27 protein-coding genes are annotated in these 25,936 nt (G+C 54.6%); 4 read left to right on the top strand and 23 right to left on the bottom strand.

All coding sequences use genetic code 11. From position 1 onward, the window contains the following. The first annotated feature begins 77 nt into the window (after window positions 1-77). Entirely contained in the window at window positions 78-1,037 is a 960-nt protein-coding gene (ldtC, locus tag ETG88_RS01390) for a L,D-transpeptidase LdtC (protein ID WP_102103455.1), read from the top strand. A gap of 78 nt (window positions 1,038-1,115) precedes the next feature. Here the strand turns inward: ldtC and bhsA are convergent, their stop codons facing one another. Then, window positions 1,116-1,373: a multiple stress resistance protein BhsA gene (gene bhsA, locus ETG88_RS01385; RefSeq protein WP_100780566.1), complete on the bottom strand. Its 258-nt coding sequence runs from the start codon at window positions 1,371-1,373 to the stop codon at window positions 1,116-1,118. Window positions 1,374-1,619: 246 nt separating this feature from the next. On the opposite strand from bhsA, the gene comR reads away from it, so the two are divergent. Both comR and ETG88_RS01375 read left to right on the top strand, forming a co-directional pair. Continuing rightward, window positions 1,620-2,255 (top strand): TetR family copper-responsive transcriptional repressor ComR, encoded by a 636-nt coding sequence (comR, locus tag ETG88_RS01380; protein ID WP_100780567.1) that lies wholly within the window; start codon window positions 1,620-1,622, stop codon window positions 2,253-2,255. A gap of 200 nt (window positions 2,256-2,455) precedes the next feature. After that, window positions 2,456-4,648: a TonB-dependent siderophore receptor gene (locus ETG88_RS01375; protein WP_129034389.1), complete on the top strand. Its 2,193-nt coding sequence runs from the start codon at window positions 2,456-2,458 to the stop codon at window positions 4,646-4,648. Window positions 4,649-4,711: 63 nt separating this feature from the next. On the opposite strand, the gene ETG88_RS01370 is transcribed toward ETG88_RS01375, so the two are convergent. The 8 genes from ETG88_RS01370 to hinT all read right to left on the bottom strand — a co-directional run bounded on the left by ETG88_RS01370 (window position 4,712) and on the right by hinT (window position 10,801). Continuing rightward, on the bottom strand, window positions 4,712-5,251 hold the full coding sequence (locus ETG88_RS01370) for a glycine zipper 2TM domain-containing protein (RefSeq protein WP_100780569.1): 540 nt from the start codon (window positions 5,249-5,251) through the stop codon (window positions 4,712-4,714). 191 nt (window positions 5,252-5,442) lie between these two features. Next, window positions 5,443-6,747, bottom strand: coding sequence for an NAD(P)/FAD-dependent oxidoreductase (locus tag ETG88_RS01365; RefSeq protein WP_100780570.1), 1,305 nt, complete (start codon window positions 6,745-6,747; stop codon window positions 5,443-5,445). Between the two features lie 237 nt (window positions 6,748-6,984). Then, window positions 6,985-7,527 carry an alpha/beta hydrolase YcfP gene (gene ycfP, locus ETG88_RS01360; protein ID WP_107703870.1) on the bottom strand — a complete coding sequence of 181 codons (543 nt, stop codon included), beginning with the start codon at window positions 7,525-7,527 and terminating at the stop codon, window positions 6,985-6,987. 35 nt (window positions 7,528-7,562) lie between these two features. Continuing rightward, window positions 7,563-8,588 carry a beta-N-acetylhexosaminidase gene (gene nagZ / locus ETG88_RS01355; RefSeq protein WP_102103453.1) on the bottom strand — a complete coding sequence of 342 codons (1,026 nt, stop codon included), beginning with the start codon at window positions 8,586-8,588 and terminating at the stop codon, window positions 7,563-7,565. Between the two features lie 11 nt (window positions 8,589-8,599). Beyond that, a complete protein-coding gene (gene thiK / locus ETG88_RS01350) occupies window positions 8,600-9,424 on the bottom strand; it encodes a thiamine kinase (RefSeq protein WP_129034388.1) in 825 nt (274 codons plus the stop codon). Beyond that, window positions 9,405-10,055, bottom strand: coding sequence for a penicillin-binding protein activator LpoB (gene lpoB / locus ETG88_RS01345; protein ID WP_100780574.1), 651 nt, complete (start codon window positions 10,053-10,055; stop codon window positions 9,405-9,407). The genes thiK and lpoB overlap by 20 nt, the downstream gene beginning before the upstream one ends. Before the next feature lie 10 nt (window positions 10,056-10,065). Then, entirely contained in the window at window positions 10,066-10,440 is a 375-nt protein-coding gene (locus tag ETG88_RS01340) for a YcfL family putative periplasmic lipoprotein (RefSeq protein ID WP_100780575.1), read from the bottom strand. 1 nt (window position 10,441) lies between these two features. Further along, a complete protein-coding gene (gene hinT, locus ETG88_RS01335; RefSeq protein ID WP_006809243.1) occupies window positions 10,442-10,801 on the bottom strand; it encodes a purine nucleoside phosphoramidase in 360 nt (119 codons plus the stop codon). A 349-nt stretch (window positions 10,802-11,150) separates the two neighbouring features. Between hinT and fhuE the strand changes: the two genes are divergently transcribed. Continuing rightward, window positions 11,151-13,361 carry a ferric-rhodotorulic acid/ferric-coprogen receptor FhuE gene (fhuE, locus tag ETG88_RS01330; RefSeq protein ID WP_129034387.1) on the top strand — a complete coding sequence of 737 codons (2,211 nt, stop codon included), beginning with the start codon at window positions 11,151-11,153 and terminating at the stop codon, window positions 13,359-13,361. Between the two features lie 193 nt (window positions 13,362-13,554). Here fhuE and ptsG read toward each other — a convergent pair whose 3' ends face one another. The 14 genes from ptsG to yceD all read right to left on the bottom strand — a co-directional run bounded on the left by ptsG (window position 13,555) and on the right by yceD (window position 25,933). Then, on the bottom strand, window positions 13,555-14,988 hold the full coding sequence (gene ptsG, locus ETG88_RS01325) for a PTS glucose transporter subunit IIBC (RefSeq protein WP_100780577.1): 1,434 nt from the start codon (window positions 14,986-14,988) through the stop codon (window positions 13,555-13,557). A 297-nt stretch (window positions 14,989-15,285) separates the two neighbouring features. After that, window positions 15,286-16,080, bottom strand: coding sequence for a metal-dependent hydrolase (locus ETG88_RS01320; RefSeq protein WP_123429098.1), 795 nt, complete (start codon window positions 16,078-16,080; stop codon window positions 15,286-15,288). Between the two features lie 10 nt (window positions 16,081-16,090). After that, window positions 16,091-17,095: a DNA polymerase III subunit delta' gene (gene holB / locus ETG88_RS01315; RefSeq protein WP_129034386.1), complete on the bottom strand. Its 1,005-nt coding sequence runs from the start codon at window positions 17,093-17,095 to the stop codon at window positions 16,091-16,093. After that, a complete protein-coding gene (gene tmk / locus ETG88_RS01310) occupies window positions 17,092-17,733 on the bottom strand; it encodes a dTMP kinase (RefSeq protein ID WP_100780580.1) in 642 nt (213 codons plus the stop codon). Before tmk ends, holB begins: the two co-directional genes overlap by 4 nt. Further along, window positions 17,723-18,745 carry a cell division protein YceG gene (gene yceG, locus ETG88_RS01305; protein ID WP_129034385.1) on the bottom strand — a complete coding sequence of 341 codons (1,023 nt, stop codon included), beginning with the start codon at window positions 18,743-18,745 and terminating at the stop codon, window positions 17,723-17,725. Before yceG ends, tmk begins: the two co-directional genes overlap by 11 nt. Window positions 18,746-18,747: 2 nt before the next feature. Next, window positions 18,748-19,557 carry an aminodeoxychorismate lyase gene (gene pabC, locus ETG88_RS01300; RefSeq protein ID WP_129034384.1) on the bottom strand — a complete coding sequence of 270 codons (810 nt, stop codon included), beginning with the start codon at window positions 19,555-19,557 and terminating at the stop codon, window positions 18,748-18,750. A 123-nt stretch (window positions 19,558-19,680) separates the two neighbouring features. Next, complete coding sequence (gene fabF / locus ETG88_RS01295) at window positions 19,681-20,922, bottom strand: beta-ketoacyl-ACP synthase II (protein ID WP_100780583.1); 1,242 nt, start codon at window positions 20,920-20,922, stop codon at window positions 19,681-19,683. A 91-nt stretch (window positions 20,923-21,013) separates the two neighbouring features. Next, window positions 21,014-21,250, bottom strand: a complete 237-nt coding sequence (gene acpP, locus ETG88_RS01290) for an acyl carrier protein (RefSeq protein WP_003857954.1) — start codon at window positions 21,248-21,250, stop codon at window positions 21,014-21,016. Between the two features lie 154 nt (window positions 21,251-21,404). Next, window positions 21,405-22,139, bottom strand: a complete 735-nt coding sequence (fabG, locus tag ETG88_RS01285) for a 3-oxoacyl-ACP reductase FabG (protein WP_100780584.1) — start codon at window positions 22,137-22,139, stop codon at window positions 21,405-21,407. Between the two features lie 12 nt (window positions 22,140-22,151). Continuing rightward, window positions 22,152-23,081, bottom strand: a complete 930-nt coding sequence (fabD, locus tag ETG88_RS01280) for an ACP S-malonyltransferase (protein WP_129034383.1) — start codon at window positions 23,079-23,081, stop codon at window positions 22,152-22,154. 13 nt (window positions 23,082-23,094) lie between these two features. Continuing rightward, a complete protein-coding gene (locus ETG88_RS01275) occupies window positions 23,095-24,048 on the bottom strand; it encodes a beta-ketoacyl-ACP synthase III (RefSeq protein WP_102105540.1) in 954 nt (317 codons plus the stop codon). Between the two features lie 6 nt (window positions 24,049-24,054). Further along, window positions 24,055-25,089, bottom strand: a complete 1,035-nt coding sequence (plsX, locus tag ETG88_RS01270; RefSeq protein ID WP_206732569.1) for a phosphate acyltransferase PlsX — start codon at window positions 25,087-25,089, stop codon at window positions 24,055-24,057. A 132-nt stretch (window positions 25,090-25,221) separates the two neighbouring features. Then, on the bottom strand, window positions 25,222-25,395 hold the full coding sequence (gene rpmF, locus ETG88_RS01265; RefSeq protein ID WP_071844907.1) for a 50S ribosomal protein L32: 174 nt from the start codon (window positions 25,393-25,395) through the stop codon (window positions 25,222-25,224). A gap of 16 nt (window positions 25,396-25,411) precedes the next feature. Further along, a complete protein-coding gene (yceD, locus tag ETG88_RS01260) occupies window positions 25,412-25,933 on the bottom strand; it encodes a 23S rRNA accumulation protein YceD (protein WP_100780588.1) in 522 nt (173 codons plus the stop codon). Window positions 25,934-25,936 lie beyond the last annotated feature (3 nt).

Here is a 25,936-nt window from a genome sequence, read left to right as displayed (position 1 = left end):
TTTCCCGACACGCCCCCTGGTCATAATCATCAATTAACTTTTGAATAACAATAACCTTAGTATTTCCATGGAATTGAGTGATGATGACTCTGCGTTTTACTCGCTGGATAACCCTGATTGCCCTCGCGGCGACCGTCGCCCTCGCCCTGCCCGCGCGTGCGAATACCTGGCCGCTGCCCCCTGCCGGAAGTCGTCTGGTGGGCGAAAACCGTTTTCACGTCGTAGAAAATGACGGCGGTTCGCTGGAGGCGATAGCCAAAAAATATAACGTCGGTTTTCTGGCGTTACTGCAGGCTAACCCGGGCGTTGATCCCTACGTGCCACGCCCTGGCAGCGTGCTGACTATCCCGTTGCAAACCCTGTTACCTGACGCGCCGCGCGAAGGTTTGGTGATTAACCTCGCCGAACTGCGCCTCTACTATTACCCGCCGGGTAAAAACGAGGTGACGGTCTACCCTATCGGAATTGGTCAGTTGGGCGGCGACACCTTAACGCCGACCATGGTGACCACCGTTTCGGATAAACGCGCCAACCCAACCTGGACGCCGACGGCCAATATCCGCGCGCGCTATAAAGCCCAGGGCATTGATCTGCCCGCTGTGGTTCCGGCAGGTCCGGATAACCCAATGGGCCATCACGCGATTCGCCTCGCGGCCTACGGCGGCGTCTATTTGCTGCATGGAACCAACGCGGACTTTGGCATCGGCATGCGCGTCAGCTCAGGCTGCATTCGCCTGCGCGACGGCGATATTGAGACGCTCTTCCGCGTGATTACCCCAGGCACGAAGGTCAATATCATCAATACGCCGATAAAAGTGTCGGAAGAGCCGGGCGGGAAACGTCTGGTGGAGGTCCACCAGCCGCTGTCGAAAAACATTGGCGACGATCCGCAAACGCTGCCGATTGTCCTGAACGCAGCGATGCAAAACTTCAAAGCGCGCGCGGACAGCGCGGTGATGGAAAAAGCGATGGACGTGCGCTCGGGTATGCCGGTGGATGTGACGCCGCATCACGACGTGGCTCAGCAAGCGCTTTAAAGCACAAGAGACAAAAAAGGCCCTGCGAAATCGCAGGGCCTTTTTTTTAGCAGTGGCTTTATGAGGGTTAAGCCAGGCTTATTTGTAGATAACCGCAGTACCGTGCAGGGTGTTCGGACCGGTCACAGAGGTGATGCGGAAAGATTTCGCGCCCATGGCGTCGGCTTTCTGCGCTAACTGATCTTCCAGTGAACTCAGGTTGGTCCCTGCGTTGGCAGAGATGGTGCCCACTTTCTGCTGGTCAGCAGGGGTGGATTGCACTTCGACAGCCGCGAAGCTGGCAAATGACAGAGAACTCAGTACAGCAGCAGCGATGAGGGTATTGATGGTTTTCATGATAATTAGCCTTTAACAGATGAATTTGGGAGGTCGTTAGTTATTTACTTAACGATCGATAGGTAAATGATAGTTGTGATCCAGGTCACACGTCAACATAATTTTATAACGACCATTAAATTAATTTTAAACCTCTTATTTTTCATACCCATATGATTAATTTATTTTTGTGAAATGAGTGCTGGTCGGCGCAGGCTATTATTTTTATAATGATCATTCAACAAACCAACAAAGGTACAACGGCACATGACAACCGACGTCACGAGTTGCGCAAAAAAAAGCCGTGGCCGACCGAAAGTGTTCGACAGGGATGCGGCGCTCGATAAGGCCATGACACTCTTCTGGCAGCATGGGTATGAAGCCACCTCGCTCTCCGACCTGGTCGAAGCCACAGGTGCGAAAGCCCCCACGCTGTATGCAGAATTCACCAATAAAGAAGGCCTGTTCCGCGCAGTGCTGGATCGCTATATCGCGCGCTTTGCGGCCAAACATGAAGCTCAGCTGTTCTGCGAAGAGAAAACCGTTGAACAGGCTTTGCAGGATTATTTCGCGGCTATCTCCGCCTGCTTTACCAGCAAAGACACGCCTGCGGGCTGCTTTATGATTAACACCTCCGCCACGCTTGCCGCCGCGTCGAAAGACATTGCGAATACCGTGAAATCGCGCCACGCCATGCAGGAAGAGACTCTGGGCGCTTTTTTAAGCCAACGCCAAAAGCGGGGTGAAATTCCGGCGCACTGCGATACCGTGGAACTGACGCAATTTTTAAGCTGCGTCCTGCAGGGGATGTCCATCAGCGCGCGTGAAGGCGCAAGCCTTGAAAAGCTGCAAAGCATTTCTCGCACCACGCTGCGCCTGTGGCCTGAACTGCTGAAACTCTGATTGTCAGGGCGGGCAACCGCCCTTTTCTTTTTCCTTCCCCCTCTCGTTTTCACGTTCGCGCCTGTAAACCCTCTTATTTCAGCGGGTTGATAATGAGACTCTTTATCGGCAAAATTCGCGTTTACATTTGTTTCACAATGTTTCCATTGTGTGATTTGACCTGCCGATAACAAAGAGCAAAAGCTCAACAAGGAATGATGATGAAAAAGAGCCTCTGGGTGCTCAACCCTGTCCTGCTGGCCATCGCGATGCCGCTGTATGCAGAACAAAAGAGCGAAGAAAATCTGGTTGTCAGCGCCAACCGCAGCCACCGCACCGTCGCCGAAATGGCGCAGACCACGTGGATCATTGAAGGTCAGGAGATTGAACAGCAGGTTCAGGGCGGGAAAGAGTTTAAAGATATTCTCGGCCAGTTGATCCCAGGGATGGATGTCAGCAGCCAGGGGCGCACCAACTATGGCATGAACATGCGTGGTCGCGCGATCGTCGTGCTGATTGACGGCGTACGGCTGAACTCCTCGCGAACCGACAGCCGCCAGCTCGATTCCATTGATCCGTTCAATATTGAGCATATCGAAGTCATCTCCGGCTCGACGTCACTCTACGGCGGCGGCAGTACCGGCGGGCTGATCAATATCGTCACCAAAAAAGGCCAGCCGGAGACCCAGGTTGATCTGGAACTGGGCGGAAAAAGCGGCTTTAACAACAGTGACGATCGCGACGAGCGCGTGGCGGCGGCCGTCAGCGGCGGCAATGATAACGCCTCGGGCCGTCTGTCTGTGGCGTATCAGCGCTTCGGCGGCTGGTACGATGGCAATGGCGATGCGCTGACCTTCGACAACACCCAGACGGGTTTGCAGCACTCCGATCGTCTGGATGTGATGGGAACCGGCACCATTGAAATTGACGAGACCCGTCAGCTGCAGCTGGTGACCCAGTATTACAAAAGCCAGGGCGACGACGATTACGGGCTTTATCTGGACAAGAACATGAGCGCCGTCACCGGGAACGGCACGGCCCGCACGTCCAAAGGCTTTAGCTCAGATCGTATTCCTGGCACCGAGCGTCATCTCATCAGCCTGCAATATTCCGATACGGATTTCTGGGGCCAGGAGCTGGTCGGGCAGATCTATTATCGCGACGAATCCCTGCGTTTTTACCCGTTCCCGACGGTGGCCAAAGGTGACATTACCAGTTTCTCCGCCTCCGAGCAGAACACGGATCAGTACGGCGCGAAGCTGACCTTAAACAGCACTCCGCTTGACGGCTGGCAGCTCACCTGGGGTATTGATGCCGACCATGAAACCTTCGATTCCAACCAGATGTTCTTCGACCTCGCCGATTCCGTCCCTTCCGGCGGGATGAATAATCAGTCGGCCTACAGCACCGGGCGCTATCCGGGCTACAGCATCACCAATTTTGCTCCGTTCCTGCAAAACAGCTATGACATCAACGAGGTGTTTACCCTCAGCGGCGGCGTGCGCTATCAGTGGACGGAAAACCGCGTCGATGATTTCATCGGCTATACACAGCAGCAGACCATTGCCAAAGGCGGCGCGCGCTCTGCGGATGCCATCCCGGGCGGGAAAACGGATTACGATAATTTCCTGTTTAACGCCGGGATCCTGGCACACCTGACCGAGCGTCAGCAGGTCTGGTTTAACTTCTCTCAGGGCGTGGAACTGCCGGATCCGGGAAAATATTACGGTAACGGCAGCTATAGCAAACCTGATGCCCAGGGCCATCTGGCGCTGCTGAAAAGCGTTAACCCGAACGATGCGAAGCTTGAAGGGATTAAGGTCGACTCCTACGAGCTGGGCTGGCGTTTTACGGGCGATCAGCTGCGCACACAGATTGCGGCCTATTACTCCTTGTCGGATAAATCCATTGATATCAACCGCGCCGACATGACTATCGACGTGAATCCGCAGAAGCGGCGCATCTACGGTGTGGAAGGCGCAGTGGATTACTTTATTCCTGAGAGCGACTGGAGCCTCGGCGGGAATGTTAACGTTCTGAAGTCAGAGATTAAAACCAACGGTTCCTGGGAAAAATGGGATGTGACTCAGGCGTCGCCATCCAAAGCGACGGCCTACGTCGGCTTGGCACCGGAGCCGTGGGCGCTGCGCCTGCAAACGCAGCAAGCCTTTGATCTGAGCGATGCGGCGGGCAATAAGCTGAACGGTTATAACACCGTTGATTTCATCGGCAGCTACCAGCTTCCGCTCGGTAAACTGTCGTTTAGCGTCGAAAACCTGCTGGATAAAGAGTACACCACCGTCTGGGGACAGCGCGCTCCGCTGCTCTACAGCCCAACCTACGGGAATGCGGCGCTGTACGAGTATAAAGGCCGTGGACGCACCTTCGGTCTGAACTACGCCCTGACCTTCTGACAGGTAAAAAAAAGGCTCCTCAGCCTGAGCGTTTGAGGAGCCAAATTAATAATACCGCTTTTTTTACACCTTGTTATTCAGAACCAGCTGACCGTTACTGTCGAGTGGGATCTGCGTGCCAGGATCTTTATCCATGCGGATTTTCCCCTGCTGATCGCCAATCTTGTAGGTCACATCGTAGCCAAGCATTTTTTCTGATTTGTCGTACACCGTTTTACAACGCTGCTGCGTCGTGGTGTAGGTGTCGTTGTCCTGCATCGCGCCCTGAACCTGGTGACCGGCATAGCCGCCACCCAGTGCGCCGACGACGGTCGCGACATCTTTCCCGCGTCCCCCACCGAACTGATGACCAATCACACCACCCGCAACCGCACCCAGCACTGAGCCTGCGATACGGTTTTCATCCTGTACCGGACGACGGTGAGTCACCGCCACGTTGCGGCACTCCTGACGAGGGGTTTTCACCGACTCGGTAATCGGGGTGGCAGAAACAACCTGAGCATACTGCGGGCCGCGTTCGAACACGTTCAGACTGGCCACTGCTGCCACGCCCAGCGCTGCAGCCACGCCAATCCCTATACCCGCCAACATAGATTTATTCACGGGGCTTCCTCCTTTGTTGCTATTGGTAACAATTTTGCAGTCGAAGAGTGTGTTCGCCAATCGGAATAACGCTCAAAAAGAGAGAGGTAAAATGAAAAGGGGCTCGTTTCAGAGAACTCTTAAGTACTCTGACGAAGATTGTCAGCAGGAAATGCTAAAAAGTCCCTCCGGGAGCCGGAGGGACTGAAAGATTAGTGCAGTTTGAGGCGAGGACGGATCACGCGGTTGATACTGCCTACCAGCATCATTAGCCCGGTCTTGAAGTAACCGTGCAGCGCGACCTGATGCATACGGTACAGCGAGATGTAAACGAAGCGCGCGATACGCCCTTCAACCATCATCGAGCCGCGCATCAGGTTACCCATCAGACTGCCCACGGTGGAGAAGTTAGACAGGGAGACCAGCGAGCCATGGTCTTTATAGACGTAGGACTTCATCGCTTTGCCTTTGGTCTGCGCCAGAATGTTGTGCAGCGCCAGGCTTGCCATCTGGTGCGCGGCCTGCGCGCGCGGCGGCACGAATCCACCTTCAGGACGTGCGCAGGAGGCGCAGTCGCCGATGGCGAAGATGTCCGGATCGCGTGTGGTCTGAAGCGTCGGCTCCACTACCAGCTGGTTGATACGGTTGGTTTCCAGCCCGCCAATCTCTTTCATGAAATCAGGTGCTTTAATACCCGCCGCCCAGACCATCAGATCGGCCTGAATATACTCGCCGTCTTTGGTGTGCAGGCCGCCGGTATCGGCGCTGGTGACCATAGTTTGCGTCAGAACGCGCACGCCCATTTTGGTCAGCTCGTTATGCGCCGCGCCAGAAATACGGGGTGGCAGCGCAGGCAGAATGCGTTCACCCGCTTCGACCAGCGTCACGTTCAGCGCTTCGTTGGTCAGCCCTTTGTAACCGTAGCTGTGCAGCTGTTTCACCGCATTGTGCAGTTCCGCTGAAAGCTCAACGCCCGTCGCCCCGCCGCCGACAATCGCGATGTTCACTTTGCCGCTCGCACCGAGGTTGTTGGAGTATTTCAGGAACAGGTTCAGCATTTCCTGATGGAAACGACGTGCCTGATGCGGGTTATCCAGGAAGATGCAGTTTTCTTTCACGCCTGGCGTGTTGAAGTCGTTCGAGGTGCTTCCCAGCGCCATCACCAGCGTGTCGTACGGCAGCTTGCGCTCAGGCACCAGCAGCTCGCCTTTCTCGTCACGCAGCTCGGCCAGGGTGATGGTTTTGCTTTCGCGGTTGATATCCATCACGGAGCCCAGCTGGAACTGGAAATCGTGATTACGCGCATGCGCCAGATAGCTCAGGGCATCAACACCTTCGTCCAGTGAACCGGTGGCCACTTCATGCAGCAGCGGTTTCCACAGATGGCTGTGGTTACGATCGACCAGCGTAATTTTGGCTTTTTTGCCACGGCCCAGCTTTTTGCCGAGTTGCGTAGCCAGCTCCAGCCCACCTGCGCCGCCGCCTACAATTACTATCTTTTTCAATGGCGTAGTCAATGTGACCCCCTCAAATTATTAACCAATTGTTAATTAAAAGTTATGATAATAACCCTTAATTAACAACAGGTTACAGCACTGAAACCATTCAGGTGCATTGAGAATAACACGCCAGGCGCATTGGTCATACCAAAATTGATATGAATCAAGTTTTGATGATTTAAATTTGTACAATTGTAGCAAAAGACAAAGCCCGGCTCGCTTGCGCGGCCGGGCCTGGAGTCGTTCAGAGGGGGTTTAACCCAGGGTCTTGAAAGCTTTGATGCGCTGAAGATGCGGGGAGATATTTTTGAATTTGTGGGTCTGTTCTTCGTCCCAGACAATTTCATAATAGTGGTGCAGCAGCTCCGCCGCACGCTGGTTATCCAGCGCCTCGTCGTTGCGAGAGAGGATCGCCATGCAGCGGTCGCGGTTCTTCTCGCGGAAGTTACTGACGCATTTGGTGGCGATATCCACGTACTCTTCCGGGCGGTCGATCTTGCCTTCCATGTTCTCGTTAGGGAACAAATTCGGATTGAACACCACCTGGCGAATATCGCAGAGAAAGCCGATCCGCTCTGCCCAGTAGCCTCCGAGGCCCACACCGCAAATCAGCGGGCGATCGTCGACGTTGAGTTGCAGCATCTTGTCCACTTCTTTGAGCAGATGCGCCATATCGTGTTTCGGATGGCGCGTGCTGTAGCTAATCAGCCGCACGTCCGGGTCGATGAACTGCAGTTGCAGCACTTTCTCATGATTACCAGGACTGTTCGAATCAAAACCGTGCAAATAAATGATCATTGTTTCCTCACCACACGACGCCTTCCAGGAGGGGTTTATTGACCTGCTTTGTGTGCCTGCCAGCGCTCATTGAGTGCTTCAAGCTCAGCGTTCACCGTCTTCCAGCGAGCCGAGCTCATCAGCTCCTGACGGCTAAATGAACCTTTATGATACAATTGTGTAACACGTTCAGCATTGATCGGCGACAGGTTATCTAACACGCTAACCGCCCCTTTACGATTATTGCAGACCAGGATCATATCGCAACCCGCATCCAGAGACGCCTGACCGCGCTCGGCATAGCTGCCCATAATCGCAGCGCCTTCCATCGACAGATCGTCGGAGAAGATCACGCCGTTAAAGCCCAGCTCCTGACGTAACACGGTTTTCAGCCAGTGCGCAGAGCCGCTGGCCGGGCGCGGATCGACGTCGCTGTAAATCACATGCGCGGGCATGATGGCGTCGAGTTTGTTGTCAGTAATGAGCGAACGGAAAACGGACATATCTTTGGCGCGGATTTCCGCCTCAGGGCGCGGGTCGCGCGGTGTCTCTTTGTGGGAATCCGCCGTCACAGCGCCGTGCCCCGGGAAGTGTTTCCCGGTGGTTTTCATACCGGCGTCGTGCATTCCGTCGATAAAACGCGTTGCCATCGCCAGGGCGATCTGCGGATCTTCATGGTAAGAACGCTCGCCAATCGCCGCGCTGATGTGCCCGACATCCAGCACCGGCGCAAAGCTGATATCAATATCCATGGCGATCATTTCGCTCGCCATCAGCCAGCCTGCATCCTGCGCCAGCTTGCCGCCCTGCTCCGTTCCCAGCAGTGCAGCAAAAGATTGCGCCGCCGGCAGACGGGTAAAGCCCTCGCGAAAACGCTGGACGCGTCCGCCTTCCTGATCGACCGCCACCACCAGATGGTTACGGGACGCCGCACGGATCTGACGCACCAGCTCGCGCAGCTGCGCGGGATCGTGATAGTTGCGGGTAAACAGAATGAGCCCACCCACCAGCGGATGCGCCAGTATATCGCGCTCTTCCGCATCCAGTTCATACCCTTCGACATCCAACATTACTGGACCCACACGAACCTCTCTTATCCTTTAGTTTGTAACTGACGCCAGACGTCATCTGCCAGCGCGATAAATTGTTTGTCAGCCGATTGCTGAAAGCGTAATTCGAACCATCCGGCCATCATCATCAGTACCCAGGGCCGCCAGCGCTGCACCTGCTTTTTCAGTTGATGCGCATCGATGTTCGCCGTTTTGGCGTAGACATCGATAAACTCCTGGCGGGCGTTTTCCGTCGGCATCCATATGGACGCCAGCTCAAGCCCTACGTCGCCATCACCGGCATATTCCCAGTCGATCAGCCGCTCGCCTGCCGGCGTATGCACAATGTTTCCGGCATGAACGTCCATATGCAGCGGCACAAGCCGCAGGGGCTGCGGTTCGCCGCGCTGACGCAGACGTTTTAGCGTAGCCAGCCAGAACGGCGTGCGTCTGGCAGGATCGGCCCCTTGCCAGTAGGCATCGAGCAGCGGTAACAGGGTAATTCGCCAGCCCAGACGGGATTGCCGATGCAGATAATACAGCATGCCTGCGAGGGTTTGGGTATCAGGAAGCTCGCTTTTGATCTCGCCCACAAGATACTCCACCGCCATCCAGTCGCGATGAAAGCAGTGCGGCTTTGGCACCAGATCGGCAGGCAGACGGCATAAAGCGTGGTACTGACGGCGAAAACAGAAAGCAGGCCCGCTCGCATCGTGGCGCAGACGCAACACCAGACGGTGCTCGCCCTGTTCAATAATGCAACTCGCGCCGCTAAACCCGGCGTGGGTTTGCGGCGCGACAAGGCGATACTGAGGGAAGTAGCGCGAAACGATTGTTTCGCGCGTGACGTTATTGTTGTGTAACGGCACCTTTACCTGACCAGATAATCTCACCCGTTTGAACCAGCATCAGCTGCATTTGCAGGGCTGGCGTATTGACGTTGCCGGTGGCGTTGGAATAGAGCACATACTGCGCGCCAACGTTACGGGCGATACCAATCGCTTTGCTGCGCGAGCCCAGACTGTCCTGCGGTGACAGGCCCAGTTGCTGCTTCGCAACCGACAGTTGCTGCACGGAGACCAGTGTAAACTTGCCGTTATTCGCCAGCGCATTGCGCAGGGTTTCGGTAGCTTCACCGGCATTCAGCGAACCGTTGGTGCGGTTGTTCACGCTGTCCACCAGCAGCACGCTGCCTGCGGTAACACCCTGTGCTTGCAGCATTTTGCCGACCATCGGCTGCATCGCGCCGTTCCAGTCATAGTGGCGAACGCGTGGCGCAGGCTGCGAGGTTTGATCCGGATGTTCAATCGGCCCTGGCTGTTCAGGAATGGTTGGCACGGACGGCACCGTTGGAACCGGCTCCGTCGGGGTCACTGGCTGTTCAGTGCCCGGTTTGGCCTCATCAACGGGCGCGGGTTGCTGTTCCGTACGGGTGATACATCCCGACAGGAAGAGCGCAAAAGCGGTAACGAGCGCGTAACGGCCCAAATTCTTAATCAAGGTTCACCCCTTACAAATAAAGATAAAGTCTGACCTTATGCGCACCCAGATAATTAGCGCTGCCATAAAGCGTGACCGACGAATTCGCCGGAATAACGACGCTGCGCGGCGCTTCAAGTGGATGCATCTCGAGGCCTCTTACGTCATACCAGTAAAATCGATAGTGGACGGTGACAGGCTCATGTCGTTCGTTATAGAGCGTAGAGGACGCCGACGGCTGAATTTCACTGACCGTCAGCGACGGTGCTTCTGCGGTGATGCCCGCCGCCAGTACCGACGACTCCATCACCAGCGTCTGTTCGTCGCTGACCGGGATCGCGGGACGCGAGCTACAGCCCGCCATTACCATCGCCAGGAGCAGAACAGCGATACGCCCTCTTTGCATATTAAAGACCTTTATGCGCCAGCATCGGACCCAGCGGACGACCGCCCAGTAGATGCATATGAATATGATAAACTTCCTGCCCACCATGACGATTGCAGTTCATGATCAGACGGTATCCGTCTTCGGCAATCCCTTCCTGCTCAGCAATTTTCGCTGCTACCGTCAGCATACGGCCTAATGCCACTTCATGCTCAGTTTTCACGTCATTAACGGTCGGAATCAGAATATTGGGGATAATAAGGATGTGTGTCGGAGCCTGAGGCGAAATGTCGCGGAAAGCAGTGACCAGTTCATCCTGATACACGATATCCGACGGGATTTCACGGCGGATAATTTTACTGAAAATGGTTTCTTCAGCCATGACGTTTTCCTTTTTGGTTTAATCTGGCGTGGCGTGACCGGCAAAGGCTGACATACGGCAATTGCCCGTGACACAACACAAGAGTATGAGCGAGTTTCTCCTGTCCTTTCAACCTTATCCCGTTATTTCTTTCTTTAACGTCCAATGGATGGTCGCTGATTGACCATTCCCCCCCCGGAATGAACTGAAACATAATTTCAGTGGCAATGGTTACATCTGTTTACACGGTTAAATCAAATGCGTATATTTCGCATTTGCATTTTCATGCGCATTTTCAACATAGAAATGACCTCCGACCGTTATCGGGACTGGGGCAAAAAATTACCATTCACTCAGAAAGGGTTTGATAATGTCTTTCATTAATCACACCAGGGATGGGCAACGTCAGTCTGTCGCAACACCTTCGTTGCTGGCAGCCTGTATTGCTATGGCATTGATGCCGACCGCAAGTTTCGCTGAAACGAATCCAGAAGATACCGTTGTCGTTGACGGGGCTGATAACGCGCAAGACCAGAATAGCGCGCAGGATAAGGATTACAGCGTCAAAACCACCACGACCGGCACCAAATTACTGCTGGTTCCGCGTGATATTCCCCAGTCGGTCAGCGTCATGAGCCAGCAGCGTATGCAGGATCAGGAGCTGAACACCATTGGCGCGGTGCTGGATAATACCGTCGGTGTGAGTGCGTCTCGCATCGATACCAGCCGTACCAACTTCTATTCTCGCGGTTTCTTCATCAGCAACTTTGCCTATGAAGATATGCCCACTTTCCTCGATAACCGCTGGAATTTTGGTGATACCGCAGGCGACACGGCCATTTTCGACAAAATCGAAGTGGTGCGCGGCGCAGCCGGCCTGATGAGCGGAACGGGTAACCCATCCGCCTACGTCAATATGGTGCGTAAACACGCCGACAGCAAAGAGTTCAAAGGCAACGTCTCCGCCACCTACGGCAGCTGGGACAAACAGCGTTACGTGATGGATCTGCAGGCGCCGCTGACGGAATCCGGCAATGTGCGCGGGCGCGTGATCGCCGGTTACGAAGACCGCGACTCCTGGGTTGAACGTAACCATTACCGTAAGAAATTTGTCTCAGGGATCCTCGACGCAGACATTACGGACTCCACTACCCTCTCCCTGGGCTATGACTACCAGGAGAGCGAAGAGGACAGCCCGACCTGGGGCGGTTTCCCGTCCATGTTCAGCGATGGCAGCAAAACCGATTTCCGCCGCGGCTTTAACACGGCGGCCGACTGGACTTACTCCAACAACGACTCTACCAAGGTCTTCGCTAACCTGACGCAGCGCTTTGATAACGGCTGGGAAGCCAAAGTTAACGCCATGCATGCGGAAACCAATTTTGACAGCAAGCTGATGTACATCGACGGTTATCCGGATAAAACAACCGGTCTGTACGATGCCTCCAGCTGGTACGGTGCCTGGGGCGGCTGGAACCGGGGCGAACGTAAACAGGACTCTGTGGATGCGTTTGTGCGCGGCGGCTATGAGCTGCTGGGCCGTCAGCACGAAGTCATGTTTGGCGGCAGCTACAGCCGTCAGCGCAATAACTATGACAACTCCTATCCGGTTAACGATAACTATGGCCTGATGGATGTCGGCAGCATTTACGATTACAACGGCAAACTGGCTGACCCGAGCTGGTCCGGCTTCTCGCTCTATCAGCGCGATGTCATCCGCCAGAAATCAGTCTATGGCGCCACCCGCCTGTCACTGGCCGATCCGCTGCACCTGATCCTCGGCGCGCGTTACACCGAGTGGAGCGCGAAGTACAATCTGGAGCGTCAACCGAACGAAATCCGCAACGCGAAGTTCGATGACGTCACACCATACGCGGGCCTGATCTATGACATCGATGATACCTGGTCGGTCTACGGGAGCTATACCTCTATCTTCCAGCCTACGGGCCAGCGCGATATCAACAGCAAGTTTATCGATCCGACCACCGGTAAGAGCTATGAAGCCGGTGTGAAAGGCGACTGGTTCAACACCCGTCTGACCGCGACGGTTGCTGTCTTCCGTATCGAGCAGGACAACGTGGCCGTTAACACCGGAACGACCATCCCAGGCTCCGGCGGCCAGTCGGCGTATAAATCTGTAGATGGTACCGTCAGTAAAGGTATCGAATTCGAACTGAACGGCGCGTTGACCGATAACTGGCAGCTGACCTTCGGTGGAAGCCGGTACATTGCTGATGATGAGAATGGCGCCGCAGTAAACCCAGGCCAGCCGCGTACGTCACTGAAACTGTTTACGCGTTACCAGCTGCCCATGTTGCCTGAGCTGACCGTGGGCGGTGGCGCTCGCTGGCAGAACAAAACCTGGCAGGATATCGATAACGGCCCGAACGGCGTGAAGCAGATTACTCAGGACGGCTATACCGTGGTTGATCTCTTTACCCGCTATCAGGTCACCAAAAACTTCTCGGTTCAGGGCAACCTGAACAACGTGTTTGATGAAGAGTATTACGATTACCTGGGCACTTACGGTGTCTATGGCGCACCACGTAACTTCTCTGTGAGCGGAAGCTACAGTTTCTAAGTTCGCCGTGATTTTGCCGTGAATACGAAGGGAGCCGAAAGGCTCCCTTTTTTTATTCGGATAAACGTTGGGTGGTGCTTACTCTTACCCGATCTACACATCCCTTACGCCCGGTAAACGCAACGCCAGTGAGCGTAGGCTGGCCAATAAAAAAGGCAGCCATTCGGCTGCCTTAGTCTCCCCAGGTCACAACTTAGTTGCTGCGGATGTATTCATCCATTTCGGTTTTCAGGTTATCGGATTTAGTCCCGAAGATTGCCTGAACACCCGAACCTGCAACAACAACGCCCGCTGCGCCCAGTTTTTTCAGACCCTGCTGGTCAACTTTAGCCACGTCAGCAACGCTCACACGCAGACGAGTGATACACGCGTCCAGGTTAGTGATGTTTTCTTTGCCGCCGAATGCTGCAATCAGAGCAGGAGCCATTTCGCTGGTAGAGGTCGCTTTCGCATCGTCAGTAGAATCTTCACGACCTGGCGTTTTCAGGTCCAGTGCTTTGATCAGCACGCGGAAGATGGTGTAGTACGCCACCGCGTAGCACGCACCAACGATTGGGAACAGCCACAGTTTGCTGCTGTTACCGGACAGAACGATAAAGTCGATCAGACCGTGCGAGAAGGATGTACCGTCACGCATACCCAGCAGGATACAGATTGGGAATGCCAGGCCTGCCAGAATCGCGTGGATAACGTACAGGATCGGCGCAACGAACATGAAGGAGAACTCGATCGGCTCGGTGATACCGGTCAGGAACGAGGTCAGCGCTGCGGAGATCATGATACCGCCCACTTTTGCACGGTTCTCTGGTTTAGCAGAGTGCCAGATAGCAATCGCAGCAGCCGGCAGACCGTACATTTTGAACAGGAAGCCGCCAGACAGTTTGCCTGCAGTTGGGTCACCTGCCATGTAACGTGGGATATCACCGTGGAATACCTGACCTGCGGCGTTGGTGTATTCACCAATCTGCATCTGGAATGGAACGTTCCAGATGTGGTGCAGACCAAATGGTACCAGGCAGCGCTCAACGAAACCGTAGATACCGAACGCGACAACCGGGTTCTGGTAGGCAGCCCACTGAGAGAAGGTCTGGATAGCCGTACCAATCGGAGGCCAGATGAAGGACAGCACAACGCCCATGAAGATCGCAGCCAGACCAGAGATGATCGGTACGAAGCGCTTGCCCGCGAAGAAGCCCAGATACTCAGGCAGCTTGATGCGATAGAAGCGGTTAAACATGTAGGCTGCAATAGCACCGGAGATGATACCGCCGAGAACACCGGTATCCGCCAGGTGTTTCGCTGCGATCTCTTCAGCAGGTAAATGCAGAACCAGTGGCGCAACCACAGCCATGGTTTTCACCATGATGCCGTAAGCAACAACCGCAGCCAGAGCAGATACACCATCGTTATTGGTGAAGCCCAGAGCGACACCGATAGCGAAGATCAGCGGCATGTTAGCAAAAACAGAACCGCCTGCTTCGGCCATCACGTGTGAAACTACGGCTGGCAGCCAGCTGAAGTTTGCAGAACCGACGCCCAGCAGGATACCTGCGATAGGCAGTACGGATACTGGCAGCATCAGCGATTTACCGACCTTTTGCAGGTTAGCAAATGCATTCTTAAACATAATTGAGAGTGCTCCTGAGTATTTGTGCTTTTTTTACGCTTTCACGCATGGGCACGGGGGGAGAACCGCGCCGTGGACAGGACATCTAAGCGCCCTTTATTTATTACACAGAGTAAAATAAATCCCTGTGACTTTGTTTGACGGCTATCACGTTTCAGCCTAAGACGATCGAAAAACTTTCAGTAATTTACAAAAAGCATTTCCAGATATGTCTAAAAACACCGTCACCGCCCTAAATAAGGCGGTGAACTTTACTCGCTTTGTTTATTAATTACGAGCCTAAAAAAAACAGGTGTTTCAAACAGATTGCAGGCGGGCGGGGGCGATGTGGAACAAATTAGCGAAGTTTTCCGTGGTGGCACGTGCCAACGCTTCGAGGCTGACGCCCTTCAGGACGGCCATGTACTCGGCCACATCTCTCGTCATGGCTGGCTGGTTCTCTTTACCGCGATGCGGCACCGGTGCCAGATAAGGAGAATCTGTTTCCACCAGAATGCGGTCGAGAGGCACATAACGCGCGGCATCACGCAGTTGTTCAGCATTACGGAACGTCACGATCCCGGAAAACGAGATATAAAACCCTAAATCAAGCAGCTTGCCCGCTGTTTCTCTGTCTTCTGTGAAACAGTGTAGTACGCCACCGCAATCCGTCACCTTTTCTTCCTGCAGGATCGCCAGCGTATCGGCGCGTGCATCGCGGGTATGGACGATAACCGGCTTGTTCAGCTCGCGTCCGATGCGGATGTGGTTGCGAAAGGATGCCTGCTGGCGGGATTTCGTTTCCGGCGTGTAAAAATAGTCCAGCCCGGTTTCACCCATCGCGACCACGCCCTCTTCCGCTGCCATACGGCGCAGATCCTCTACGTTATACTCTTCATCCTGATTGAGCGGATGCACGCCACAGGAAAAGGCCACATTATCGCGCTCACCCACCAAATCGCGCATTGCGCGGTATCCCGGTAAAGTGGTGGCGACCGCCAGACAGAATTTCACATCGCGGGCGGCAGCTTTCGCCAGTACGTCGTCCACGTCTTTATGCAGTGATTGATAATCCAGGCCATCGAGATGGCAGTGTGAGTCGACTAAAAACATGATGTCTCTCTCAGAGATGGGAAGCAGGCAGCTGTGTGCCTGGTTGCAGGTAATGTTCCGTACGCAGTAACAGGTCCGTGAGTAACAGCTCGCGATTCACGCCGGTTACGGTTAAGAGTTGTTCGCGGCACACGCTGACGTCGTGGAAGATCGCACGCAGTATGGCCCCCGACAGCTGATTCGCCAGCGTATTGACCAGCGGCCAAACGTCGGTATTGCTCAGAAGCTGTGCGCCTTGCTGTAACTTGAGGGCGTCCAGTAGCAGGGATGCCAGCCACTGTAGCCGTGCGGGCGCGTGTTCGTGGTTCAGCGCGCCTAACAGACTTAGCCAGTCCCGGCTCTCCAGCGTGCCGCTCAGGGCATCGCAAAGCTGTACTCGCTGTGCCCAGGTCTCTTTTTGCAGCAGTTCGAGGGCGGCGGCAGGTGCGCCACTGCTCAGGCGCAGCGCGGTTAACGCTGCATCTTGTGACACCGTCACTTCCCGCTCAAGCCAGCTTAACGCCCATGATTCCTGGGGGGCGGCGAGGTGGTGAAGTCGGCAACGGCTGCGCAATGTGGCCAGTAATCGGCCCGGCTCACGGCAGGACATGAAGAACCAGGTGTTCACCGGCGGCTCTTCCAGCGTTTTGAGCAGCGCATTCGCGGCAGCTTCCGTCAGCAGCGCCGCATCCTTCAGCCAGACCACTTTCGCCCCGCCGAGACGGGCGTGCTCATACAGCTTTTCGCTGACTTCACGCACCGCATCAATCCCGAGCGAGCTTTTGCCCTTCTCCGGCTCCAGCGTGTAGTAGTCCGGGTGCGTCCCCGCCTGCATCAGCTGGCAGCCGCGGCATTTGCCACAGCTTTTACTGCCTTCCGGCTGCTGACACATCAGAAAACGCGTAATCGCATAAATCAGGGCGTCATCACCCATGCCGGGTAACGACTGAATCAGTAACGCATGATGCCCCCGACCGGACTGATAGCTGCTAATCAGCTGATCAAAGTGCGGACGCAGCCATGGGTACCATTTCATGCCTGCTGCTCCTGTACCCACGCAGTGACCGTTTCGCGGATCGAACGGGTGACATCCTCAAGGGATTGCGTCGCATCAATGGTACGAATCGAGCTGTCCTGCGCGGCCAGTTCGAGATAGCGCGCACGGGTGCGGTTAAAGAAATCCAGCGACTCTTGCTCAATACGATCCAGCTCACCGCGCGCGCGGGCGCGTTTCAGGCCCACGGCCGGGGTGACGTCCAGATACAACGTCAGATTGGGGCGGAAATCGCCCAGCACGGCATCGCGCAGCGTTGCAAGCATGGCCTGATCGATACCGCGTCCACCGCCCTGATAGGCCTGGGTTGAGAGATCGTGACGATCACCAATTACCCAGCGCCCTTCTGCCAGCGCCGGTTTGATCACCGTTTCGACCAGTTGCACGCGGGCGGCGTAAAACATCAGCACTTCGGCTTTATCGCAAATCACTTCGTCCCCGACGGATTTGATGTCCAGCACCAGGCTTCTCAGCTTCTCGGCAAGCACAGTCCCGCCCGGCTCGCGGGTGAAAACCATCTCCCCGATGCCCAGCTCTTTCAGTGTGTCGACCACCACGTTACGTGCGGTGGTTTTCCCGGCGCCTTCCAGCCCCTCTATGACGATGTAATTACTGCGCATTTTTTTCCTTAAGTGCCTTCAGATAGTCCTGAACAGAGCGATTATGGCTGGCAAGGTTGGTGTTAAAGGTATGTCCCCCTTTTCCGTCAGCCACAAAATAGAGATACGGTGTGTGTGCCGGATGTGCGGCGGCATCAAGTGATGCCTGGCTCGGCGTCGCGATTGGGCCTGGCGGCAAACCGCTAATCACGTAGGTATTATACGCCGTTGGCGTTTCCAGATCCTTACGGCTTATCTTCCCGGCGTAGTTCTCACCCATTCCGTAAATCACCGTCGGGTCCGTTTGCAGCCGCATGCCGATACGCATACGATTGATAAAGACCGATGCCACCTGATCGCGCTCGCTGGCGACGGCCGTCTCTTTTTCGACAATCGAGGCCATGGTGACAAACTGATTTTGATCTTTATACGGCAGACCTTCCGCGCGCCCTTCCCACGCTTTCTCAACGGCGGTAACCATTTTTTTGTGTGCGCGCTTGAGAATGGCGACGTCCGTAGTGCCTGCGGTATACATCCAGGTATCAGGCCAGAACCAGCCCTCCACCCACTCGGGGTGCTCGAGCTTCAGCACCTCGGCGACGGTCGCGTACTGGTCATCTTTCAGCGTATGGCTGATGTAGGGCGCATCGCGCAGCTGTTTGAGGTAGTCGCTCAGGCGCATGCCTTCGACGAATCGCAGCGGGAATTGCGCCTCTTTGCCGCTTTCCAGCAGTTCAAGCATTTCACGCACCGTCATGCCCGGCGTAAAGCGATAGGTCCCCGCTTTAAAATGCGAAAGCTCCGGCTCAAGACGCAGCAGCCACTCGAATACTCGTGGGCGGTTAATGATTTTATCGCCGTAAAGCTGATCGCCCAGCGCCAGGCGCCCGGTACCTGCTTTCAGCGTGAATACGGTCTCTTCTTTAATCAGAATGTGACTGTTCGCCATCTGACGAACTTTCCAGACTCCCACGCCGCCAGCGATAGCCATTACGACGATAAGGAGGAGGACAAAGCGCAACATTTTTTTCATGACTATCTTGTTTGCTCACACAGTGGGGCTAAAAACGAGTACAACTCACGCGACGACCATTGCTTCTGGGCATAAGCTCGAACCGGCACGACGGGCATTAACGCATTGCAGATGACGACCTCATCGGCATCCCGCAGTGCCTCTTCGCCTGCGTGAACTTCGACAACGCGAAAACCGGAGTGTGCCAGATGCTGCAAACAAAACTGTCGCATGATGCCATTCACACCGGCCTGATCCATCTTTGGCGTGAATACGTCATTACCCTGTCGCCACAGTAAATTGGCCGCACAGCATTCCGTAATGAGACCTTCGCTGTCAAGAACCAGCGCCTCATCGGCGTCTGACTGTTCAAGATGAGCGCGGATCAGCACCTGCTCAAGTCGGTTGAGATGTTTTATCCCTGCAAGCGAGGGGTTACGGCCCAGGCGAACCGGGCTGAGCGCCAGGCTGATGCCGTCGCGACGCCATATGTCGTAGTGCGCGGGATAAGTTGAAACAGAGAGGATTCGAGTGGGATTCAGGCAACTTGCCCCGCTGTAGCCGCGTCCGCCCGCCCCCCGGCTGATAATGACTTTCAGCACACCACGAGGGTTGCCTTTAGCCAGGTCGATCATTTCACGCTGAAGCTCTGCCCAGTGAGTGAACGGGATCAGCAACTTTTCGCAGGCCATTTGCAGACGCTGAAGATGTGCGGCGAGCAGACAGACCTCGCCTTCAGTAATGCGTGCCGTAGTGAAGCAGCCATCGCCAAACTGGGTCGCCCTGTCGCTCGCGGGAAGATAATCCTGCTGCTGGCCATTGATTAAGAACATGAAGGCTCCTTTTTCGTGACCCAATAGTTTGGCAGGATGAATAATGCAGGACAAGGGAAGAAAACCGAATAAAAAAGGCCCGACAAGCGGACCTTTTCATTTATCGCAACCGGGCAGCGGAACTTAGATCTTTTTGAAGATCAGAGAACCGTTGGTGCCACCGAAGCCGAAGGAGTTACACAGCGTGTACTCCAGACCGCTAACCTGGCGCGCTTCGTGTGGAACGAAGTCCAGATCGCAACCATCATCCGGGTTATCCAGGTTGATGGTCGGCGGAACAGCCTGATCGCGCAGGGCCAGGATGGAGTAGATGGACTCTACTGCACCTGCAGCACCCAGCAGGTGGCCGGTCATGGATTTGGTGGAACTGACCATAATACGGCTGGCAGCATCACCAAATACGGACTTAACGGCCTGAGCTTCTGCTTTATCGCCTGCAGGCGTCGAGGTGCCGTGGGCGTTAACATAGCCAATCTGGCCCGGCTCGAGACCCGCGTCGCGAATCGCGTTTACCATTGCCAGTGCCGCACCCGCGCCATCTTCCGGCGGAGAGGTCATGTGATAGGCATCGCTGCTCATGCCGAAACCAACGATTTCTGCATAAATTTTCGCGCCACGCTTTTTCGCGTGTTCGTACTCTTCAAGTACGATCATGCCAGCACCATCGCCAAGAACAAAACCATCACGGTCTTTGTCCCACGGACGGCTCGCAGCCTGGGGATTGTCGTTACGAGTAGACAGCGCGCGCGCCGCACCGAAACCACCAACGCCCAGCGGAGTACTGGCTTTTTCAGCACCACCGGCAACCATAGCGTCTGCATCACCATAAGCAATGATACGCGCGGCCTGACCGATGTTATGCACACCAGACGTACAGGCAGTTGCGATAGAAATGCTTGGGCCACGGAGGCCAAACATGATGGTCAAGTGACCAGCCACCATGTTAACAATCGTGGACGGAACGAAGAATGGGCTGATCTTACGCGGGCCACCATTCACCAGAGAGGTGTGGTTTTCCTCGATCAGGCCAAGGCCGCCAATCCCGGAGCCAATAGCGGCGCCAATGCGGGTTGCGTTCTCTTCCGTAATCTCAAGGCCAGAATCCTGCATGGCCTGAACGCCAGCGACAATTCCATATTGAATGAAGGCATCCATCTTGCGCTGTTCTTTGCGCGAGATGATCTCTTCACAGTTAAAATCCTTTACTAAGCCAGCAAATTTCGTTGCATAGGCGCTAGTATCGAAATGGTCGATTAGGCTGATGCCGCTCTGACCGGCAAGGAGAGCTTTCCAGGTGGACTCTACGGTATTGCCGACAGGAGACAACATGCCAAGTCCGGTCACAACTACACGACGCTTAGACACGTTTGTCCTCCAGGGAGGGATAAAAAAAAGGATTCGTGGGACTAAAAAAGATAAAACTCAGGCGGTCGAATGACCGCCTGGAGATGTTCACTTACGCCTGGTGACCGTTGATGTAATCAATGGCAGCCTGAACGGTGGTGATTTTCTCAGCTTCTTCGTCCGGAATCTCAGTATCAAACTCTTCTTCCAGAGCCATTACCAGCTCAACGGTGTCAAGAGAATCTGCGCCCAGGTCTTCAACGAAGGATGCGGAGTTCACAACTTCTTCCTGCTTAACGCCCAGCTGCTCGCCGATAATTTTCTTAACGCGTTCTTCGATAGTGCTCATACTCTTAAATTTCCTATCAAAACTCGCTTTCGCGATGGTTTTCGTAGTGTATAAAATGTTGAAAAATTTGCAACTAAATCCCGGCAGGTCTTACCACGATTTTACGTTATTTTGAGGCCATTCGCCCTAATAACGCAAATATTTTCGATCGTGGTTAAACCATGTACATCCCGCCGTTGACGTGGAGAGTCTCACCAGTGATGTAACTCGCTTCGTCAGAGGCTAAAAATGCAACCGCGCTGGCGATTTCCTGAGCGCCACCGAGGCGACCCGCAGGAACCTGCGCCAGAATACCCGCACGCTGATCGTCAGATAGCGCACGCGTCATGTCCGTTTCAATAAAGCCCGGAGCAACAACGTTTACAGTAATCCCGCGTGACGCGATTTCGCGCGCCAGCGATTTACTGAACCCAATCAGACCCGCTTTCGCCGCAGCGTAGTTGGCCTGACCAGCATTTCCCATGGTACCAACCACAGAACCGATAGTGATAATACGGCCATGACGCTTTTTCATCATAGCTCGCATTACCGCTTTTGACAGACGGAATACAGATGACAGGTTGGTTTCGATGATATCGTCCCACTCGTCGTCTTTCATTCGCATCAGTAAGTTGTCGCGAGTGATACCGGCATTATTTACCAGAATATCCACTTCGCCAAACTCTGCGCGAATATTTTCCAGAACAGATTCGATAGATGCAGCATCGGTCACATTCAGCATCAGACCTTTTCCGTTCGCACCTAAATAGTCGCTAATCGCCTGAGCGCCCTTCTCACTGGTAGCAGTACCAATGACTTTCGCGCCACGCGCGACCAGGGTCTCAGCAATTGCACGTCCGATACCGCGGCTTGCGCCCGTTACCAGCGCGATTTTTCCTTCAAAACTCATGGTAATCCTCTTTTATTGCGCGAGTGCCGCTGACAGGGCTTCTGGCTCATTAATGGCCGATGCCGTCAGGGTATCAACAATACGTTTGGTCAGGCCGGTCAGGACTTTACCCGGGCCTGCTTCATACAGGTGCTCAACGCCCTGTGCGGCCATAAACTCAACGGTTTTGGTCCATTGCACTGGGCTGTAAAGCTGACGAACCAGCGCATCGCGAATCGCTTCCGGCGCCGTTTCGCATTTCACATCAACGTTGTTCACAACCGGAACCGTTGGTGCGTTAAAAGTGATCTTTTGCAGCTCAGCCGCCAGTTTTTCAGCAGCCGGTTTCATCAATGCACAGTGAGACGGGACGCTCACCGGCAGTGGCAGTGCGCGCTTCGCGCCCGCCGCTTTACAGGCTGCGCCTGCGCGCTCAACGGCTTCTTTGTTGCCCGCAATGACAACCTGGCCCGGTGAGTTGAAGTTCACCGGTGAAACGACCTGCCCTTCGGCTGATTCTTCGCACGCTTTGGCAATCGAAGCATCATCCAGACCAATAATGGCGGACATCGCACCAGTCCCTTCCGGAACCGCTTCCTGCATGAATTTGCCACGCATTTCGACCAGACGCACGGCATCGGCAAAACCAATGACGCCCGCACATACCAGTGCAGAATATTCACCCAGGCTATGACCTGCCAGCATCGCAGGCGCTTTACCGCCCTGCTGCTGCCAGACACGCCACAACGCAACGGATGCGGTAAGCAATGCAGGCTGCGTCTGCCAGGTTTTATTCAGCTCTTCCGCCGGACCCTGCTGAGTCAGCGCCCAGAGATCGTAGCCCAGAGCGTCTGATGCTTCACGGAAAGTCGCTTCAATAATTGGGTACTGTGCCGCTAATTCAGACAACATCCCAACCGACTGAGAACCCTGACCCGGGAACACAAAAGCAAATTGCGTCATTTTTAATCCTTAATTAGAAACGAACCAGCGCGGAGCCCCAGGTGAAACCGCCACCAAAGGCTTCAAGCAAGACCAGTTGGCCTCGTTTAATTCGTCCATCGCGTACCGCTTCGTCAAACGCGCAGGGTACCGACGCCGCAGAGGTGTTGCCGTGACGATCGAGGGTCACAACAACGTTATCCATGGACATGCCCAGCTTTTTAGCCGTGGCGCTGATAATGCGCAGGTTCGCCTGATGCGGCACCAGCCAGTCCAGCGCAGAGCGCTCAAGATTGTTCGCTTCCAGCGTCTCATCGACGATGTGCGCCAGTTCCGTGACCGCAACCTTGAACACTTCATTGCCTGCCATGGTCAGGTAAATGGAGCTGTCCGGGTTCACGCGATCGGCGTTAGGCAGCGTCAGCAGCTCGCCATAGCGACCATCGGCATGTAAATGCGTCGAGATAATGCCCGGCTCTTCTGACTGACCTAACAGTACAGCGCCCGCACCATCACCAAAAATAATGATCGTTCCGCGATCTTCCGGGTTGCAGGTGCGTGCCAGCACGTCTGCACCAATCACCAGCGCATATTTCACCGCGCCAGACTTCACGTACTGATCGGCAACGCTCAGCGCATAGGTAAAACCTGCGCAGGCAGCTGCAACGTCAAACGCCGGGCAGCCTTTAATGCCGAGCTTGGCCTGAATCTCACAGGCTGCGCTTGGGAAGGCGTTAGGTGCTGACGTAGTCGCGACCACAATCAGACCGATCTCGTCTTTATCAATACCTGCCATTTCCAGCGCGCGAAGGCCCGCTTCATAGCCCATCGTGGTTACTGTTTCATCTGGACCGGCGATACGGCGTTCACGAATACCTGTGCGGGTGACAATCCACTCGTCAGACGTATCGACCATTTTTTCCAGATCGGCGTTGGTTCGCACTTGTTCAGGCAGAAAACTGCCGGTACCTAAAATCTTCGTATACATGTACGCTCAGTCACTTTTAGCTAATACAGATTCCAGGCGAGCGGCAATCCGCTGAGGGACTTGTCGCTGCACCGCCTGCACTGCCTGTTCAATCGCGACGGTAAAGGCTCGCTGATTGGCCGCACCATGACTCTTAATCACCGTGCCGCGCAATCCTAACAGACAGGCGCCATTATACTGGTCGGGGTTGAGGTGACTGAATCGCCGCGCCAGGCTTTTTTGTAACCAACGCTTTAATAAAATCAGCCACCAGGACCTTTTTTTGCCTTCGCCCTGCGATTTCAGCAAGGAAAGAAACATTCGAACCACCCCTTCCATCGTCTTTAACGTTACGTTGCCGGTAAACCCGTCACACACCAGAACATCGGTCTTTCCGGTCAATAATTCATTAGCTTCAAGATAGCCAATATAGTTGATTGACGGCATGGATTTTAGCAATTCTGCGGCATCACGGATGCTATCAAGACCCTTGGTCTCTTCTTCACCGATATTCAGCAACGCAACGCGGGGATTCACGATCCCCACAACTTCTTCTGCCAGCACCGAGCCCATAATGGCAAACTGGGCCAGCATCGTACTATCGCAATCGACGTTAGCGCCCAGATCGAGCACCACCGTTTTGCCCTTCTGCTGATGCGGCAACACCGTCACCAGCGCAGGACGCTCAATCCCCTCAATGGGCTTGAGCATTAATTTCGCCAGTCCCATCAGCGCACCGGTATTTCCGGCGCTGACGCAGGCCTCAGCCCGCCCTTCTTTTACCAGTTCCAGCGCAATTCGCATTGAGCTTCCGCGACTGTTGCGGATCGCATGCGAGGGCCGGGCATCACTGGCAATAACTGACTGCGCAGGGATAATCTGCAGACGTGAACGTTGTTCAAAGTCAGCTTTTGCAAGTAATGGCGTGATGGTGTCGGGATTGCCGACTAAAAGAAGTGTGAGTTGCGAATTAGAATTCAGTGCCTGCAATGCTGCAGGCACTGTCACGGAAGGCCCGAAATCTCCTCCCATGACATCTAACGCCAGGGTTAGACGTGTCAAGGTATCTTCGCTGCCCGGTTCGGTGTATCCCCCGCTTTCGCGGGGAATGCCTCACTAAGCTTCATCACGTTTACTCTTCGTCTTTCACGATGCAGGCGTCCCGCACGGTAAAATTCGTTGAGTAGCGCGTGATTACTTAGTGATTACCTTGCGGCCACGGTAGAAACCGTCGGCAGTCATGTGGTGACGCAGGTGTTTCTCACCAGAAGTCTTGTCTACAGACAGGCTGGTAACTGCAGTCAGCGCGTCATGGGAACGACGCATGCCACGTTTGGAACGGGTTGGTTTATTCTGTTGTACGGCCATGGACCTTACTCCTTAATTACTTACGCTTTAAGCTGGCTAATACGGCAAATGGGTTTGGTTTTTGCGCTTCATCAGGCAGTTCCCCAAAGACCATGTCCGCGTCGGACACTTCACAGTGTTCAGAATCATGCACCGGAACTACCGGCAAGGCGAGGATGATTTCATCTTCAACCACTGCCAGCAGATCGATTTCACCGAATTCGTTAACCTCAATCGGCTCATACGCTTCCGGGAGTGCTTCAGCCTGTTCGTCAGAACGAACCGGACTGAAACAATACGTTGTGTGAACATGACGTGTGAACGGTTTCCCGCAACGCTGGCATTCGAGCGTTACCGTGACCTTTGCATCACCGTTCAGAACGGCCAGGCGCTGGTTATCGATAGCGAACGACATGGAGCATTCCACATCAGTGTCCACACTGACCACAAACTCGGCGATACGTTCAGCCTGATCGGCGGTATAAATACCTTCGTAATCGAGGCGTTTTTGAGCCGTACGAACCGGGTCAAGAGTCAGGGGTAATTTTACCTTTTGCATAGG

Origin of the sequence: Lelliottia nimipressuralis, from assembly GCF_004115925.1 — a bacterium.
In the GTDB taxonomy this organism is placed as follows: Bacteria; Pseudomonadota; Gammaproteobacteria; order Enterobacterales; family Enterobacteriaceae; genus Enterobacter; species Enterobacter nimipressuralis.
This window is presented reverse-complemented; position numbering and strand designations above follow the sequence as displayed.